The 17,068-nt window shown below is 70.1% G+C and carries 14 protein-coding genes and 1 pseudogene; 4 read left to right on the forward strand and 11 right to left on the reverse strand.

The window, feature by feature from the left end; translation table 11 throughout:
• Positions 1-81: 81 nt before the first annotated feature.
• The 10 genes and pseudogenes from smc to QH270_RS01750 form a co-directional block, all read right to left on the reverse strand.
• A pseudogene (smc, locus tag QH270_RS01705) lies at positions 82-2,598 on the reverse strand (chromosome segregation protein SMC); the annotation flags it as partial.
• A 130-nt stretch (positions 2,599-2,728) separates the two neighbouring features.
• Positions 2,729-3,226: a DUF1707 SHOCT-like domain-containing protein gene (locus QH270_RS01710; protein ID WP_280338574.1), complete on the reverse strand. Its 498-nt coding sequence runs from the start codon at positions 3,224-3,226 to the stop codon at positions 2,729-2,731.
• A gap of 86 nt (positions 3,227-3,312) precedes the next feature.
• Entirely contained in the window at positions 3,313-3,768 is a 456-nt protein-coding gene (locus tag QH270_RS01715; RefSeq protein ID WP_218719275.1) for a DUF350 domain-containing protein, read from the reverse strand.
• 33 nt (positions 3,769-3,801) lie between these two features.
• On the reverse strand, positions 3,802-4,965 hold the full coding sequence (locus QH270_RS01720; RefSeq protein WP_280338575.1) for a glutathionylspermidine synthase family protein: 1,164 nt from the start codon (positions 4,963-4,965) through the stop codon (positions 3,802-3,804).
• Positions 4,965-5,501, reverse strand: coding sequence for a hypothetical protein (locus QH270_RS01725; RefSeq protein WP_432420274.1), 537 nt, complete (start codon positions 5,499-5,501; stop codon positions 4,965-4,967). Before QH270_RS01725 ends, QH270_RS01720 begins: the two co-directional genes overlap by 1 nt.
• Before the next feature lie 220 nt (positions 5,502-5,721).
• Complete coding sequence (locus tag QH270_RS01730) at positions 5,722-6,000, reverse strand: acylphosphatase (protein WP_280338577.1); 279 nt, start codon at positions 5,998-6,000, stop codon at positions 5,722-5,724.
• Positions 5,997-6,434, reverse strand: a complete 438-nt coding sequence (locus QH270_RS01735) for an OsmC family protein (protein WP_232999932.1) — start codon at positions 6,432-6,434, stop codon at positions 5,997-5,999. Before QH270_RS01735 ends, QH270_RS01730 begins: the two co-directional genes overlap by 4 nt.
• Positions 6,435-6,526: 92 nt before the next feature.
• Positions 6,527-7,234 (reverse strand): response regulator, encoded by a 708-nt coding sequence (locus QH270_RS01740; protein ID WP_280338578.1) that lies wholly within the window; start codon positions 7,232-7,234, stop codon positions 6,527-6,529.
• 35 nt (positions 7,235-7,269) lie between these two features.
• Positions 7,270-9,813 carry a sensor histidine kinase KdpD gene (locus QH270_RS01745; RefSeq protein ID WP_280338579.1) on the reverse strand — a complete coding sequence of 848 codons (2,544 nt, stop codon included), beginning with the start codon at positions 9,811-9,813 and terminating at the stop codon, positions 7,270-7,272.
• Positions 9,810-9,974 (reverse strand): hypothetical protein, encoded by a 165-nt coding sequence (locus QH270_RS01750; RefSeq protein WP_280338580.1) that lies wholly within the window; start codon positions 9,972-9,974, stop codon positions 9,810-9,812. Before QH270_RS01750 ends, QH270_RS01745 begins: the two co-directional genes overlap by 4 nt.
• A gap of 361 nt (positions 9,975-10,335) precedes the next feature.
• On the opposite strand from QH270_RS01750, the gene QH270_RS34600 reads away from it, so the two are divergent.
• The 4 genes from QH270_RS34600 to QH270_RS01765 are packed head-to-tail and all read left to right on the forward strand — an operon-like array spanning position 10,336 to position 15,114.
• Positions 10,336-10,422, forward strand: a complete 87-nt coding sequence (locus QH270_RS34600) for a potassium-transporting ATPase subunit F (protein ID WP_420107337.1) — start codon at positions 10,336-10,338, stop codon at positions 10,420-10,422.
• On the forward strand, positions 10,423-12,093 hold the full coding sequence (gene kdpA, locus QH270_RS01755) for a potassium-transporting ATPase subunit KdpA (protein ID WP_280338581.1): 1,671 nt from the start codon (positions 10,423-10,425) through the stop codon (positions 12,091-12,093).
• A gap of 1 nt (position 12,094) precedes the next feature.
• Positions 12,095-14,242: a potassium-transporting ATPase subunit KdpB gene (gene kdpB, locus QH270_RS01760; RefSeq protein ID WP_280338582.1), complete on the forward strand. Its 2,148-nt coding sequence runs from the start codon at positions 12,095-12,097 to the stop codon at positions 14,240-14,242.
• 2 nt (positions 14,243-14,244) lie between these two features.
• Positions 14,245-15,114 (forward strand): potassium-transporting ATPase subunit C, encoded by an 870-nt coding sequence (locus tag QH270_RS01765; protein WP_280338583.1) that lies wholly within the window; start codon positions 14,245-14,247, stop codon positions 15,112-15,114.
• 118 nt (positions 15,115-15,232) lie between these two features.
• On the opposite strand, the gene QH270_RS01770 is transcribed toward QH270_RS01765, so the two are convergent.
• On the reverse strand, positions 15,233-17,068 hold a 1,836-nt coding region (locus QH270_RS01770), incomplete at its 5' end, for a glycogen debranching N-terminal domain-containing protein (RefSeq protein ID WP_280338584.1).

The following is a 17,068-nucleotide window of genomic DNA, read 5'->3' on the forward strand; positions in this document are numbered from 1 at the left end:
GGCGACCTCGCGCTCACGGGCGAGCCGCGGGGCGCGCTGCTCCTCTAACTTGAGGACGCCCTTCACCCGCTACACCCGCAACTGCGCGCGCTCGGCGCGGGCCCTGGCCTCGCGTTCGGCGCGGGCGGCCCGGCGCAGCGAATCCGCTTTGCCGCGTACCGATTCCGCGCGTTCCTCGGCGGTGCGCACGGCGAGCCTGGCCTCGACCTCCATGGTGCGGGCCTCGGCGAGGGCGGCCGCGGCCTCCTCGCGTTCACGGCCTGCGGTCTCGGTGCCCGCTGAGCCGTAGCCCTCGTCGTCGCTGTCGTGTTCGCTCTCGGCGTGGCGCAGCCGGTCCTCGAGTTCGGCGAGCGAGGCCAGCGACTTCTCCCTGGCCGCTTCGGCTTCGGCGCGCTGGGTGGTCAGCCGCTCACCCTCGGTCTGGGCGGCGCGGGCGGTCTGGCCGACGCGGGCAAGCCGGTCGTAGATCGCGAGCAGGGCCTGGTCGGATTCGTGCAGCGCCATCAGCGCGTGGTCGGCGGCTTCCTTGCGGTCGGTCTGCTCGGCCAGCGCGCCGGCCAGTGCCGCTTCCAGCTCGTCGGCGCGCCGCTGCGCGGCCGCCAATTCGGCGGTGGCGGTGTCGATCTCGGCCTGCACTTCGAGCTGGCTCGGCATCCGTTCGGAACCGCCGACGAGCCACCCCGAGCCTGCCAGGTCGCCCTCGCGCGTGACCACCCGCAGTTCCGGGCGCAGCGCGACCAGTTCGGTGGCGGTGGCCAGATCGTCGACGACCACCACGCCCGCGGTGAGGGCGGCCAGCGCGGGCCGCACGGCCTCGGCACCGTCGACCAGGTCGGCGAGCCAGCGCGCGCCGGTGGGCAGGCTGCCACGTTCGGCGGGGACCAGGCCCTCGGTGGCGAAGACGAACGCGACGCGGCCGCCGTCACCGGAACGCAGTTCCCGCACGGCCGCGTCGGCGGCGGTGGCGGTCTCGGCGGTGATCGCGTCGGCCAGCGGGCCGAGCAGCGCGGCCACCGCGGCCTCGTATCCGCTGTCGACCCGCAGCCGGGCCGAGAGCCGGTCGCCGAGCCCGCTCACCCCGTGTTCGAGCAGCCAGGCCGCGCCGTCCTTGCGGGCCAGGTTCATTTCCAGCGCTTCGATGCGGGCGCCGAGCCGGGCGACCAGCTTGCCGGCTTCCCGATCCTGTTCGCGCAGCTCGCGCACGCGCTCGTCGGCGAGGTCGAGGGCGGCCACGGCGTGTTCGTGCTGGGCGTCGAGGCCCTTCTCCCCCGCGTCGAGCTCACCGAGTTCGTCCTGCACGGAATCGTATTCGACCTGCGCGGCCTCGCCGCGGTGGCGGGCGTCGGCGATCGCGACCGAGAGCCGGGCGATCTCGGCGTCCACCGATTGCGCGCGGGTGCGCAGTGTCTCCACCTGACCGGTCAGCCTGGCCAGGCCCTCGCGCCGGTCGGCGATGGCGCGCACCGCCGCCAGGTGCGCCTGTTCGGCGGCCTTGGCGGCGTGTTCGCGGTCGGCGAGCGCCTCGCGGGCGGCCTCGAGCGTCTCGGCGGCCATCTCCACGGCGTAGCGCAGTTCGGCTTCCTCGGCCTCGATCCGGTCGGCCTCGGCCTCGAGCTGCTCGGGGTCGCGGCCGGTGCCGACGGGCGTCTCGGTGTGCAGGTGCCTGGCCCGGTCACCGGCGATGCGGATGGTGGCGTTGACCCGTTCGGCCAGCGCGGAGAGCTGGAACCAGGTCTGGGCCGCCGCCTCGGCGCTCGGGCTCAACCGCGAGAGCTGGAACTCCTGCTGGGCCAGTGCGGCATTGGCGGCGTCCAGCTCGGACTGGACGTTGATCTGCTGCTCGCGGGCGTAGGCCTCCTTGCTGAGCTGGGATTCCAGCTCGCCGCGCCGGGTGACCAGATCGTCGGCGGCCAGCCGGAGCCTGGCGTCGCGCAGGTCGGCCTGCACGGTCTGCGCGCGCCGCGCCACCTCGGCCTGGCGGCCGAGCGGCTTGAGCTGGCGGCGCAGCTCGGTGGTGAGGTCGGTGAGCCGGGCGAGGTTGGCCTGCATCGCGTCGAGCTTGCGGACCGCCTTCTCCTTGCGCCTGCGGTGCTTGAGCACGCCGGCGGCCTCCTCGACGAACGCGCGCCGGTCCTCCGGGCGCGATTCGAGGATCGCGGAGAGCTGGCCCTGCCCCACGATGACGTGCATCTCGCGGCCGATGCCGGAGTCCGACAGCAGTTCCTGCACGTCCATCAGGCGGCAGCTGCTGCCGTTGATCTCGTACTCGCCCGCGCCGTCACGGAACATGCGGCGGGTGATCGAGACCTCGGCGTAGTCGATCGGCAGGGCGCCGTCGGAGTTGTCGATCGTCAGCGTCACCTCGGCGCGCCCGAGCGGCGCGCGGCCGCTGGTTCCGGCGAAGATGACGTCCTGCATCTTGCCGCCCCGCAACGCCTTGGCACCCTGTTCGCCCATCACCCAGGTGAGGGCGTCGACGACATTGGACTTGCCGGAGCCGTTGGGCCCGACGACGCAGGTGATCCCGGGTTCGAAGCGCAGCGTCGTCGCGGACGCGAAGGACTTGAAGCCCTTCAACGTCAAGCTCTTCAGATGCAAGGATCCCCCGCCTCTCCGGTCCGCGTCCCCGCGATTCAGGCCGGACCGCGGTGCGGGGTGACAGGGCAGGCGGCCGGCCGATGTTGTTCGGGCTCGGGTCAGCGTACCCGCCGCTACCGCCTTTATCGCATCAGTGCGGGCGGTGCGGGTTGTGCGGATCCATGTGCTGGGCGTGCTTCATCTGCTTCTGCAGCTGACGCAGGTGCGTCTGGGTACCCGGCGTGGCCTCCCAGCCGGTGATCACGCGGAACAGCAGCACCGCGCCCCACGGGCCGATGACCCACATCGGCCAGAAGTAGGTGAGCTCCCCCGCCGTGAGCGAGATCAGACCCCAGATGACCAGGACGATCACGCTGACGCCGAGCCAGCTACCCGCCTCGATGCGCTGCCAGACCGGGATGCGTTTCGGCTTGGCCGGCGCCGGGGCGGCGCCGTGCGGCGTGGTCAGCTGCGGTAGGTCGGACAGGACGACGGCGAGCTCGTCGCGCGTGGCGGTCGCGTAGACCTTGGCGACGCGCTGGTCGTATTCGGCCAGGTCGAGCCTGCCGTCGGCCAGGTGGGTGCCGAGCTGGGCGACGATCGCGTTGCGTTCGGCATCGGACGCGCGGGTACCAGGGGTGATGTCCATGCCGAGATCCTCTCGTTCACCGACCTGCGTGGACTGCTGACACCAGCGTCCACCCTCCACTGTGTGATGTCAACCCTGGTAACGGGTCACAGAATGGCGAAGGCCACCACGAGACCGAGCGCGAAATGCGCGGCCGCGACCACCAGCACCTCGGGGGTGTAGGTGTCGGCGTGCAGGGTGCGGCCGATGTCGATCCCGGTGACCTTCTCGATCACCCGCACCGAGATCACCTGCGCGATGATGCCGACCAGGCCGTACACGACCGCCGCGATCAGCCCCTCCGACAGCTTGTTCACCCCGCCGGTGGCCAGCACGGCGAACACGACGATGAACGCCATGCTCACCATGCCCGCCGCCGACACGATCAGCGCGTTGGGCTTGCCCGCCACGACCAGGTCGCGCAGCTTGCCCGGCGTGGTGAGGTCGATGGCGAAGAAGCCGATCAGCATCAGCGCCAGGCCGATCAGGCAGTACAGGATGATGGCGCCGACGCCTTCACCGAGCGCGCTCCAGTAACCCGATTCCAGGGCGAGGGCGGTCATGGTGGTCCTTTCGAACAGTGTGGGAGGGGGATGTCAGTCGACGATGCGATGGGGAACGAAGGCGGCGCCGTCGTCGGTGATCAGCCCGGCGGTCTCGCGGATGCCGAGACCGGCGGCGGTGTCACCCACGACCCACGCGCCGAGCACGGGCCGCATGCCGTCGAATTCCGGGAGCGGGTCGAGCAATTGGTAGACGTAGCCCTCGGCGCCGTACACGCCGCCGGTGGCGGTCTCCATGCCGGGACCGACGATCGTCATGTTGGCGCCCTCGCGGCCGAGCTTGGGCTTGCGGATGTATTCGGTGAGCTCGTTGGGAGTGTCGAGGTAGGCGGGCAACAGGTTCGGGTGCCCGGGGTACATCTCCCACAGGATCGCCAGGATCGCCTTGTTGCTGAGCAGCGTCGTCCACAGCGGCTCGATCCAGGCGGTCTCGGGAATGCTCGCGACGACGCGCTTGCCGAAGTCGTCGTCGAGGATCCACTCCCACGGGTACAACTTGAACACCGCTTCCATCGGCGCCTCGGCGAGGTCGACGAACCGGTTCAGCTCGATGTCGAAGCCGACCTCTTCGATCGGCAAGGCCACCGTGTCGAAGCCCGCCTCGGCGGCGGTCTCCTGCATATAGGCCGTGGTCACGTTGTCCTCGCCGGTGGCGTCGGCGCCCGACCAGGTGAAGTGCAGTTCGGTGCCGGGCAGGACGCCGCGCAGCTCGGTCCAGCGCTCCACCAGCTTCTCGTGCAGCGAATTCCACTGGTCGCCACCGGGATACACCTGCTGCAGCCAGTGCCACTGGATGATCGCGGCCTCGAGCAGCGAGGTGGGGGTGTCGGCGTTGTATTCGAGCAGCTTGGCCGGGCGGCGCGCGTCGTAGCGCAGATCGAAGCGGCCGTACACGTACGGGTCACTGCGGCGCCAGGATTCGGTGATCGGGCCCCAGCTCCAGTCCGGCAGCCCGAAGTCGGCGAACCGCTCGGTGAGCACCACGTGCTCGGCCGCGTGCAGGCACATCGACTGCAGCAGTTCGACGTCGGCTTCCAGCGCGAGGATCTCGTCCATCGAGAACTCGTAGTGCACCGATTCGTCCCAGTACGGGCGCGGTTGTCCGCTGGCGTCGCGGCCGGGCGCACCGTAGACGAGTCCCTGGCTCTCGATGATCTGCTGCCAGCCCGGACGCGGCGTACTCGCCACCCGTCGCACTAGGACCCACTCCCGCCGGTCGATTTGCTGCCGAGGCCACCGCGCTGGATCGTGGTGCCGCTCTTGGTCGTGATGGTCGCGTTGCGCGGCTTCACCGAGCTGCCGCCGACGGGCGGCTTCCCGATGGTCGGCGTGCCGCCGTAGTGGTACCGGTACTGCGGCCAGCCGAGCAGGATCAGGCTGCCCGCGCCGCCGTGGCTGGAGTCGCTGCGGAAGTTGGTCTTGCCGTCGCCACAGTTGTCGTCGGGCACGACGACCTCGTTGCCGTTCTGATCGATCTGCACGCAGGAGGCCGTCACCTGATCCGGCGCGGCGATCGCGCGGTAGGCGAGATAGCCGCCGCCGACCAGCGCGGCGACACCGACGACGGCGACGCCGCCGATCATCACCCGTTTCCTGGTGCGCCGCTTGGTCTCCGCGGCCTCGGCCGCCGCGCGCTGGGCCTGTTCGGCCTGCTTGCGCGCCTTGTCCCTGGCCCGCGCCTCGGCGACGGTCGGTGGCCGCGGCGCGGTGACGCCGGGTTCCTGCCGCGACATTCGCCCGGGCCGCGAGCCCTCGGGCGGCGGCGCGGCGGGCGGCTGCTGCGGCATCGGCGGCCAGCCCGCCCCGGGATCGGGTGGTGGCCAGCCGGCGCCGGGGTCCGGCGGCCGGTGGGGTGAACGCTCGGTACCACCGTTCGGTGGCTGTTCTGGTCGATCGGGCGGACCAGGGTTCTGTGTGCTCACCGCTGCCGCCCCCTAGCCCCCGAAGTCACCACTAGCGCTCCTCGAATCCCGTCGTATCGCCCCGCGCGGGCTCCCAGCTTTCCACAACCAGGTCGACCCGACCAGGCGCATGGCCGGACCGTAGCAGTTCGAGAAGCTTCTCGCCCGCCGTTCGTGGTCCCTCCGCGACGACGTGCACGCGGCCGTCGCTGTGATTGCGCGCGTAGCCGGTGAGCCCGAGTTCCAGTGCGCGCGAGCGAGTCCACCAGCGGAAGCCCACGCCCTGCACCATCCCGTGCACCCAGGCGCTCAACCGGACCGGCTCGCTCATGCGTCGATGGCGAAGTTCAGTGTCACCTTCGTACCCGCCTTGAGCGTGCGACCCACGGTGCACACCTTGTCGACGGCGCGCTGCACGGTGACCAGCAACCGCTCGCGCGCGGCCTCGTCGAGTTCGGAGAGGTCCAGCTCGAAGACCTCGTCGAGCTGCGGGTACTGCTCGTTCTCGCGGTCGGCGTCGCCGGAGACGCGGATGGTGGCGTCGAAGTCGTCGCCGAGGCGGCGCGAGAGCGGCAGGTCCGAGCTGAGGCCCGTGCAGGCGGCCAGCGCGATCTTGAGCAGCTCACCCGGGGTGAACGCGCCCTCGACACCCTGCGAGGCGATCAGGACCTCGGCGCCGCGATTGCTGCGTCCGGTGTACGCCCTGGTCCCGGTGCGCTCCACCCACAGTTCGGTGGGTGCGGTGGTCACATTCTGCTCAGCCATAACCCTGATCCTGCCATTCGCGTCGGGGACGATTCACGCCTGGGAACGTCCACGCCGGTGACGGCATTCCGGGGCAGTGACCCGCCGCACCCTCATTCCTGGAAGCGGTAGCCCATCCCCGCTTCGGTCAGCAGGTGCTTGGGGTGAGCCGGGTCGTCCTCGAGTTTGCGGCGCAGCTGGGCGAGGTAGACGCGCAGATAGTGGGTTTCGGTGGCGTAGGCCGGACCCCATACCTCGCGCAGGAGTTCCTTGCGCCCCACCAGCTTTCCGCGATGACGCACGAGCATCTCGAGCATGCCCCACTCGGTGGGCGTCAGGTGTACCGATTCCCCCCGCTTGGTGACCTTCTTGGCCACCAGGTCGACGGTGAACGCGTCGGTGACCACCACCGGATCCACCGTCTCCACGTCGGTCGCGCCGCGCCGGACCGCGGCGCGCAGCCGGGCCAGCAGTTCGTCCATGCCGAACGGCTTGGTGACGTAGTCGTCGGCCCCCGCGTCCAGCGCTTCGACCTTGTCCGCGGAATCGGTGCGCGCCGAGAGCACCAGCACCGGCGCCGAGGTCCAGCCCCGCAGCCCGGCCAGCACCTCGATGCCGTCCATGTCGGGCAGGCCGAGATCGAGGATCACCACGTCGGGATGCTTCTCCGCCGCGGCGCGCAGGGCGGCGGCGCCGTTGCCCGCGGTGATCACCTCGTACCCGCGCACCGACAGGTTGATCCGCAGCGCGCGCACGATCTGCGGCTCGTCGTCGACCACCAGCACCTTGGTGGCGGCGGGGGCCTGGCTGTTGTCTGTCATCACCGTTCCTGAGTTGGGGACGACCGCTGTTGCGGTCATCGGTCAGTCTCGTCCGATTCGCCCGCGGTGTCACCGAGCGCGATCGGCGCGGCGCCCCGGCCAGACGGCAGGTCCACCAGCATCGTCAGGCCGCCGCCCGGTGTCGGTTCGGCGTGGACCGTGCCGCCCATGGCGTCGACGAAACCGCGGACCACCGAGAGACCGAGGCCGACGCCGGTGGTGTTGTCGCGGTCGCCGAGCCGCTGGAACGGCTCGAACAGCTGCTCTTCCGTCCCCGCTGGCACACCGGGTCCCACGTCGACGACAGCGATCGACACCCGGTCACCGTCGTGCTCGGCGGTCACCCGGACCGGGGTGTCGCGCCCGGAGTGGCGCAGCGCGTTGTCGATCAGATTGGCCAGGACGCGCTCGAGCAGGCCGCTGTCGGCGAGCACGGAGACCTCCCCGACCTCCACCTTCACCCGGTCCATCGCGGCCCGGCGCAGCCCGCGCGTGCCCATGCCGACGCTGACCAGCGCACGATGCACCGCCTCGTCCATGTACACCTGCCGCATCTGCGGGGTGACCACGCCGACCGCGAGCCGCGAGGAGTCGAGCAGGTTGCCCACCAGCGCGGTGAGCTGGTCGACCGATTCCTCGATGGCCTCCAGCAGCTCGCCGGTGTCCTCGGCCGAGAACTCGATGTCGTCGCTGCGCAGGCTCGACACGGCGGCCTTGGCGCCTGCCAGCGGCGTGCGCAGGTCGTGGCTGACCGCCGAGAGCAGCGCCCGGCGCAACCGGTCGGCCTCGAGCAGCGCGGCCGCCGCCCCCGCCTCCTCGGCCAGTCTCGCCTGCCGCACCAGCCCGACCGCCTGATTGGCGACCGCGTTGAGCACCGGCCGGTCGGCGGCGCTGAGCGAACGGCCGGCCAGCAGCAGCTGACTGCGCGCGTCCCCGGCCTCGATGACGGTGTCGGCCGCCGAACCACCCGTCGGCGCCGCGGGACCCACGGCGGCCACGATCTGCTCGCCGCACCGCAGGCTCACCGCGCGCAGCCCGTAGGTCTCGCGGACCTGCTCGAGCAGTTTGGGCAGATCGGCGCCGTGCAGCACCGATCCGGCGAACATGGTCAGCAGCTCGGCCTCGCGGGAAGCCTTGCGCGCCTGCAGTGTTCGCTTCGCCGCCACATCCACCAGGGCCGCGACCGCCACCGCGACGATGAGCAGCACGGCCACCGTCACGGCGTTGTCCGGCTCGGCCACGGTGAGGCTGTAGCGCGGCGCGGTATAGAACCAGTTCAGCAGCAGCCCCGAGAGCAGCGCCGACAGCCCGGCCGGAACGACACCGCCGAACAGCGCCACCGCGACGACGCCGACGACGAAGATCGCGCTGAGCCCGCCCAGCTGCAGGGTGCCGTCGAGCAGCCACCCGCACAGCGCGCTCACCCCGAGGGGCACGACGACCGCCGCCAGCCAGGACGCGACCGGCCTGCGCGGGCGCAACCAGTGCATCCGCAGGCCGCGATGGGCCTGCTCGTGGGTCACCATGTGGACGTCGATCTTGCCCGAGCGCTGCACGACCGTGGAGCCGATGCCCTCGTCGAGCATGCGCGCCCACCGTGAGCGCCGCGAGGTGCCGAGCACCAGCTGGGTGGCGTTGACCTCGCGCGCGAAATCCAGCAGCGCGGTGGGCACGTCGTCGCCGGTCACCGTGTGCAGCGAGGCACCGAGGGCGGCGGCCAGCTCGCGGAGTTTGGCCATCCGCTCGGTGGACACCCCGGCCAGTCCGTCTCCGCGCACCACGTGCACCACCACCAGATCGGCGCTGGACTTGGAGGCGATCCGGCCTGCCCTGCGCACGATCGTCTCCGACTCGGGCCCGCCGGTGACCGCGACGACGACCCGCTCGCGCGCCTCCCACATCTCGGTGATCTTGTGGTCGGCCCGATACCTGGCCAGCGCGGCGTCGACCTGGTCGGCCAGCCACAGCAGCGCCAGTTCACGCAGCGCGGTGAGGTTGCCGGGCCGGAAGTAGTTGCGCAGGGCCGCGTCGATCTTGTCGGCGGCGTAGACGTTGCCGTGGGAGAGCCTGCGCCGCAACGCTTCCGGTGTGAGATCGACCAGTTCCACCTGATCCGCGCCGCGGACCACCGAATCCGGCACGGTCTCGCGCTGCTCGATCCCGGTGATCTGCCGCACCACGTCGTTGAGGCTCTCGAGGTGTTGCACGTTCACCGTCGAGATGACGTCGATCCCGGCGTCGAGCAGCTGCTCCACGTCCTGCCACCGCTTGGCGTTGACGCTGCCCGGCGCGTTGGTGTGGGCCAGTTCGTCCACCAGCGCCACGGCGGGCTTGCGCGCCAGCACCGCGTCGACGTCGAGTTCGGGCAGTTCGGTCCCCCGGTAGCCGACCAGCTTCGGCGGAATCCGCTCGATGCCATCGAGCAACGCGGCCGTCTTGGCCCTGCCGTGCGTCTCCACCACGGCGGCCACGACATCGCGGCCGCGTTCGGCCCGCCGATGCGCCTCGCCGAGCATGGCGTAGGTCTTGCCGACGCCCGGCGCCGCACCGAGATAGATGCGTAGCTGTCCGCGTTTCACCTGTCCATCATCGCGTGTCGCGAGACCGGCGCCGTCGCGCGGACCGGCAACACGTCGATCACCGTCATCGGGGCGTGCGCGGCGTTCCACCGCCCGAGCGCCCTGATCACCAGCAGCGCGGCGACGAATCCGACGATCACCGCAATGGTCACTGCAGACACCGCGATCTCTCTTTCCGTGAACGGGACCGGCCGCGAGGATCGTGGGGACCGGCGCCTCAGTTTCTACCGCCGCGCACCGCCCCCGACCTCGATCTTTACGGCGTGTTGACGCCTATCGCGGCGACTTTGACACCTTCCTTCCGCCGACGGGCCCACCCCGTCAACGATCCGCAAAGGCCGCGCCGACGACCGCTAAGGAGTCGTAAGGAACCCACGCCGGGCGCCTGCGGCGACCTTTACTCGCCTCAGGCGCTCCACCTGGGAGCGCGAGGAGGTCGGACATGTCGGTCGTGGTGTTCACGGTGCTCACCGTGGCGGTCTTCGCGCTGCTCGGCGCGATTCAGCGCGGGGTGGAGAGGCTGTGATCGCGAATCTCGCCGGTCTCGTGCTGGCCGTGCTGATCGCCGGGTACATGGTCGCGGCGCTGCTCTTTCCCGAGAGGTTCTAGGTGAACACGACAACAGCGGGGATCGTCTTCGTGGCGGCCCTCGTCCTCACGCTGGCCCTGGTGCATGTGCCGCTCGGCGACTACATGTACCGGGTCTTCAGCGGTACCAAGCATTCCCGCGCCGAGCGGCTGATCTACCGGGCCATCGGCGCGAATCCCGACGTCGAGCAGTCCTGGGGCGTCTACGCCCGCAGCGTGCTGGCGTTCTCGGCGGTCGGGATCCTGTTCCTGTTCTTCTTCCAGCTGGCACAGGGCGCGCTGCCGCTGCACCTGAGCGATCCGGGCACCGAGATGACCCCGGCGCTGGCGTGGAACACCGCCGTCAGCTTCGTCACCAACACGAACTGGCAGAACTACTCCGGCGAGTCCACCCAGGGCCACCTGGTGCAGATGGCCGGGCTGGCGGTGCAGAACTTCGTGTCCGCCGCGGTCGGCATGGTCGTGGCGACGGCGCTGGTGCGCGGCTTCGCCCGCCGTCACACCGGCGAGCTCGGCAACTTCTGGGTCGATCTGGTGCGGGCCACCCTGCGCATCTTGCTGCCCATCGCGTTCGTCTTCGCGATCGTGCTCGTCGCCGGTGGCGTCATCCAGAACTTCCACCTGCACGATCAGGTCGCGCAGACCCTCGGTGGCGCCGAGCAGACGCTGACCGGCGGGCCGGTCGCCAGCCAGGAGGTGATCAAGGAGCTCGGCACCAACGGCGGCGGCTTCTACAACGCGAACTCGTCGCACCCGTTCGAGAACGCGAGCACGTGGACGAACTTCGTGGAGATCTTCCTGCTGCTGGTGCTCGCGTTCTCGCTGCCACGCACCTTCGGCCGGATGGTCGGCAGCACCAAGCAGGGCTACGCGATCGTGGCGGTGATGGGCGTCATCGCGCTCACCAGCATCACGCTGACCAACCTGTTCCAGCTGCAGCACCACGGCACCGTGCCGACCGCGATCGGCGCGTCCATGGAAGGCGTGGAAACCCGCTTCGGCGTGGCCGATTCGGCGACCTTCGCCGGCGCGACCACGCTCACCTCGACCGGCGCGGTGAACTCGTTCCACGATTCCTACACCAGTCTCGGCGGCATGATGACGATGTTCAACATGCAGCTGGGCGAGGTCGCGCCCGGTGGTGTCGGTTCCGGGCTGTACGGCATGCTGATCCTGGCCGTCATCACCGTGTTCGTAGCCGGTCTCATGGTCGGGCGCACCCCGGAGTACCTGGGCAAGAAGATCACCCCGCGCGAGATCAAGCTCGCCGCCGCGTATTTCCTGGTGAGCCCGCTGATCGTGCTGGTCGGCACGGCGATCGCGATGGCGCTGCCCGGTCAGCGGGCGAGCATGCTCAACAGCGGCCCGCACGGCCTCTCGGAAGTGCTGTACGCCTTCACCTCCGCGGCCAACAACAACGGCTCCGCGTTCGCCGGCCTCACCGGCAACACCGAGTGGTTCAACACCGCGCTCGGCCTGGCGATGGTGTTCGGCCGTTTCCTGCCGATCATCTTCGTGCTGGCCCTGGCCGGTTCGCTGGCCCAGCAGGGCACCACCCCCGCCTCGATCGGCACGCTGCCGACGCACCGGCCGCAGTTCGTCGGCATGGTCGTCGGTGTGACGGTGATCCTGGTCGCGCTCACCTTCCTGCCCGCGCTCGCGCTCGGGCCGCTCGCCGAAGGAATTCACTGAGATGTCCACTCCCACCTTGGAATCCCCCACGGCTCCGCGCCCGGACCACCGGACGAAGGGCGTGCGCAAGGGCGTCCTGGACCCGAAACTGCTGCTGACCTCGCTACCCGACGCACTGCGCAAACTGGATCCCCGCACACTGTGGCGCAATCCGGTCATGCTGATCGTGGAGATCGGCGCGGTGTGGTCGACCGTCCTCGCGGTCGCCGACCCGAGCTTCTTCGCCTGGGCCATCGTCGGATGGCTGTGGCTCACCGTCCTGTTCGCGAATCTCGCCGAGGCCGTCGCCGAAGGCCGCGGCAAGGCGCAGGCCGACACCCTGCGCAAGGCCAAGACCGACACCGTCGCTCGACGGCTCGCCGACTGGACCCCGGGCGGGCGTCTCGTCGAGGAGCGCGTCGCCGCACCGGACCTGCGTCGCGGCGATTACGTCGTCGTCGAAGCGGGACAGGTGATCCCGGGCGACGGCGACGTCGTCGAGGGCATCGCCTCGGTGGACGAGTCGGCCATCACCGGCGAATCCGCGCCGGTGATCCGCGAATCCGGCGGCGACCGCTCGGCCGTCACCGGCGGCACCACCGTGCTCTCGGACCGGATCGTCGTCAAGATCACCCAGGAGCCCGGCGCCAGCTTCATCGACAAGATGATCGCGCTGGTCGAGGGCGCCAGCAGGCAGAAGACGCCCAACGAGATCGCGCTCAACATCCTGCTGGCCGCGCTCACGATCATCTTCGTGTTCGCGGTGACCACCCTGCAGCCGATGGCGATCTACGCCAAGTCGAACAACCCCGGCGTGCCGGACAACGCGGCGCTCGACACGCACGGCATCACCGGCATCGTGCTGGTCTCGCTGCTGGTCTGCCTCATCCCCACCACCATCGGCGCGCTGCTCTCGGCCATCGGCATCGCCGGCATGGACCGCCTGGTGCAGCGCAATGTGCTGGCCATGTCGGGCCGGGCGGTCGAGGCCGCCGGTGACGTGAACACGCTGCTGCTGGACAAGACCGGCACCATCACCCTCGGCAACCGCCAGGCCGCCGAATTCGTGCCCGTGCCGGGCGTTCTCGATGACGAGCTCGCCGATGCCGCCCAGTTGTCCAGCCTCGCCGACGAGACCCCGGAGGGCCGGTCGATCGTCGTGTTCGCCAAGCAGACGTTCGGCAAGCGCGAACGGACAGCGGGTGAACTGCCGGGCGCGACCTGGGTGGAATTCACCGCCCAGACGCGGATGTCGGGCGTCGACCTCGCCGACGGGCACCAGCTGCGCAAGGGGGCGGCCGGTGCGGTGACGGAATGGGTTCGCGCCCAGGGCGGTTCGGTGCCCGAGCAGATCGCGGTGATCGTCGACGGCATCTCCGCCGCCGGTGGCACGCCGCTGGTGGTCGGCGAGGTCAAGGACGGGAACCCACGGCTGCTCGGTGTCGTCCATCTCAAGGACGTCGTCAAACAGGGCATGCGGGAACGCTTCGACGAGATGCGCCGCATGGGCATCCGCACCGTCATGATCACCGGCGACAATCCGTTGACCGCCAAGGCGATCGCCGACGAGGCGGGCGTGGACGATTTCCTCGCCGAGGCCACGCCGGAGGACAAGCTCGCCCTGATCAAGAAGGAACAGGACGGCGGTCGGCTGGTCGCGATGACCGGCGACGGCACCAACGACGCGCCCGCGCTGGCCCAGGCCGATGTGGGCGTGGCGATGAACACCGGCACCTCGGCCGCCAAAGAGGCGGGCAACATGGTCGATCTGGACTCGGACCCGACCAAGCTGATCGAGATCGTGGAGATCGGCAAACAATTGCTGATCACCCGTGGCGCGCTCACCACGTTCTCCATCGCCAACGACATCGCCAAGTACTTCGCGATCATTCCCGCGTTGTTCGTGGCACTGTTCCCCGGCCTCGACGCGCTCAACATCATGCGGCTGGCCAGTCCGCAGTCGGCGATCCTGTCGGCGGTGATCTTCAACGCGATCATCATCGTGGCGCTGATCCCGCTCGCGCTGCGCGGCGTGCGCTACCGGCCCAGCGATGCCTCGACACTGCTGAGCCGCAATCTGACGATCTACGGCCTCGGCGGCATCATCGCCCCGTTCGCCGGCATCAAGCTCATCGATCTACTCGTCCAACTCCTCCCCAGGATGGCCTAGAAATGCGCATGTCGACCTGGATCCGCCAGCACCTGGCCGCCCTGCGCGCGCTGCTGGTGCTGACCGTGATCACCGGAATCGTCTACCCCGTCGCGGTCTTCGCGATCGCCCAGCTGCCCGGCCTCGACGACAAGGCCGACGGGTCGCTCCTCGAACGCGACGGAAAGCTGGTGGGCTCCAGCCTGATCGGGCAGTCGTTCACCGACGCCGACGGGCAGGCCATGGCGCGGTACTTCCAGAGCCGCCCGTCGGCCGCGGGCGACGGCTACGACCCGCTGTCCACCGCGGCGAGCAACCTCGGCCCGGAGGACATCGTCGACACGGCCGAACGCACCAGCCTGCTCACCACCGTCTGTGCCCGCTCGAAGGAGGTCGGCGACCGTGAGGGGGTCGACGGCACCCGCCAATTCTGTACGAAAAACGGTGTGGGGGCGGTGCTCTCGGTGATCGGCCCGCGCGATGCCGACGGTGACGTGTCGCGGCCGGAACGGGTGGTGAGTGTGAACGAGCACTGCCCCGCGGTCCCGTTCCTGCGCGAATTCCGCGGTGTCGCGGTGGAATGCGCGATCGACGGCGAGAACTACGCGGTCGGCCGGATCATCCCGATCCTGGGCGACGCGCCTGCCGAGGCGGCCGTCCCCGCCGACGCGGTCACCGCCAGCGGCAGCGGCCTGGATCCGCACATCTCCCCTGAGTACGCGGCCATCCAGGTCGCCCGGGTGGCCCGGGCGCGCGGCATCACCGCCGACCAGGTCAGGGAGCTGGTGGACGCGCACACCGACGGCCGCACGCTGGGATTCCTCGGTGAGCCGCGCGTGAACGTCCTCGAGCTCAATCTCGCGCTGGACGAACGCTTCCCGTTGCAGGGCTGACACACCGATCGGGGTCCGATCCGGGACCGGGACGGGCCCCGCTTAGGAAGTGCTACTGGGGTTGGTGCGTGGTAAGCGCCCAGCCGGCGGGCAGCCCGGTCACCTTCACCGCGGACCCTCACACCTCGAGCCCGACGGTGGCCTCACCGAGCCGGAACTCCGACATCCGGACACACCCCCACGCCTCGGGCACCTGCGGTCGCAGCGTGAGGGTCTTGGCGGGCACATCGGGATCGAGCCCGAGGAACGAGCGCACCAGCAGCAGCGGCGCCGCGCTCGCCCACGCCTGCGGCGAGCACGAGGTCGGATACGGCACCGGCGCCGCGAACCTGGCACGCGGGAAGCCGCAGAACAATTCGGGCAGGCGGCCGTCGAACGCGGCGGCGGCATCGAGTAGTCCGCCCGCCAGCTTGGTCGCCAGCTCCACCGCGCCGGGCACGTGCTGGTACCGCATGAGACCGGCGACCGCGATCGCCGTGTCGTGCGGCCACACCGACCCGCAGTGATAACTCATCGGGTTGTAGGCGCCCATGTTCGAGGCCAGCGTGCGCAGGCCGAAGCCCGAATCCATCTCCGCCTTGGCCAGATTCGCGATGAGGATCTCGGCGTGCTCGTCGGTCGCGATGCCCGACCACAGGCAGTGCGCGGCATTGCTGGTCAGGGCATCGATCTGGCGCTTGCTGCCGTCCAATGCCACGGCGTACCAGCCGCATTGGGGTAGCCAGAACTGCTCGGCGAACTTGGTCCGCAACTCGGCGGCCCGTTCGCGCATCCGCGTGGCCAGCGCGGGATCGTCGAACGCGTCGGCCAGCTCGGCCCGGGCGAGGTAGGCCGCGTACACGTAGCCCTGCACCTCGCACAGGGCGATCGGCGCCTGCGCGATATGGCCTGCCGCGTCGTTGATCCCGTCGAAGCTGTCCTTCCAGCCCTGGTTGATCAGGCCGCGGTCGGTGGCCCGCACGTACTCGACGAAGCCGTCGTCGTCGCGATCACCGAAGTCGGTGATCCAGCCGATCGCCGCGTCGGCCGCGGGCAGCAGCGTCGCGATGGAGGCCGGCTCGGCGCCCCAGCGCAGGCATTCGGCGAGCAGCATCACGAACAGCGGTGTGGCATCGACGGTTCCGTAGTAGATCTGGCCGCCGAGCACCTGCCCGACCGCTGGACCACGCCGCATCTCGTGCATGATCCGGCCCGGTTCCTCCTCCACCAGGGGATCGACCGTCTGGCCCTGCAACTCGGCCAGCTGCTGCAGGGTCCCGAGCGCGAGATCGGTTTCCAGCGGCAGCGACATCCAGGCGGTGAGCAGCGAGTCGCGGCCGAACAGCGTCATGAACCACGGCGCGCCCGCCGCGACGAACGGCCTGCCGGTGCCGGTATCGGTATGGATCTGCAACGCGCCCAGATCGCTCTCGCTGCGGCGCAGTATCCGGTTGAGCAGGCCCGAATCGGCGGTGATGTCGGTGGCGGTGGCCCGCCACGCCTGGATCTTGCGCACCGGCTCGCTGGCCCGATACCGCTCGCCCGGGGTGCCCTGCATCTGCGGGCGCTGTGCCGCGCCCGCGGGCTGGGCGGTGATCTCGGTCTGCCAGCGACCACCCGCGGGAACGACCACCCGCCAGATCATGGTGCCGGGCAACACCATCGGCTCGATCGTGGAGGTGAGGGCGAGCCCGCGTGAGAGGTCGGCCCGGTCGTGCAGCAGCAGTTCACCGTCGGAGGTCGTCATCTCCGCCCGGTGCCCGCCCATCCGGCCTTCCTTCACCGAGAACAGGTCGACGAAATCGGCGTCGACGTGCAGCTCGAGCACCACCGCGGTGGCCTCGCGGCTCATGTTCTCCAGCGTGATCAGCTCGTGCATGCCCTCGGCGACGAGCCGGTCGCGCACCACGACGGTGCCGGTGAACCACTGCTCGGGCAGGCCCTTGGCGTCCTCGCCGAGGTAGTAGAACATGCG

Origin of the sequence: Nocardia neocaledoniensis, assembly GCF_029868625.1 — a bacterium.
GTDB lineage: Bacteria > Actinomycetota > Actinomycetes > Mycobacteriales > Mycobacteriaceae > Nocardia > Nocardia neocaledoniensis_A.

Excerpts from the sequence above, each read along its gene's own strand:
- kdpB (WP_280338582.1), top strand. The coding sequence starts at position 12,095 with ATGTCCACTCCCACCTTGGAATCCCCCACGGCTCCGCGCCCGGACCAC.
- QH270_RS01730 (WP_280338577.1), bottom strand. The coding sequence starts at position 6,000 with ATGAGCGAGCCGGTCCGGTTGAGCGCCTGGGTGCACGGGATGGTGCAG.
- QH270_RS01740 (WP_280338578.1), bottom strand. The coding sequence starts at position 7,234 with ATGACAGACAACAGCCAGGCCCCCGCCGCCACCAAGGTGCTGGTGGTC.
- QH270_RS01765 (WP_280338583.1), top strand. The coding sequence starts at position 14,245 with ATGCGCATGTCGACCTGGATCCGCCAGCACCTGGCCGCCCTGCGCGCG.
- QH270_RS01715 (WP_218719275.1), bottom strand. The coding sequence starts at position 3,768 with ATGACCGCCCTCGCCCTGGAATCGGGTTACTGGAGCGCGCTCGGTGAA.
- QH270_RS01710 (WP_280338574.1), bottom strand. The coding sequence starts at position 3,226 with ATGGACATCACCCCTGGTACCCGCGCGTCCGATGCCGAACGCAACGCG.
- QH270_RS01725 (WP_432420274.1), bottom strand. The coding sequence starts at position 5,501 with ATGTCGCGGCAGGAACCCGGCGTCACCGCGCCGCGGCCACCGACCGTC.
- QH270_RS01735 (WP_232999932.1), bottom strand. The coding sequence starts at position 6,434 with ATGGCTGAGCAGAATGTGACCACCGCACCCACCGAACTGTGGGTGGAG.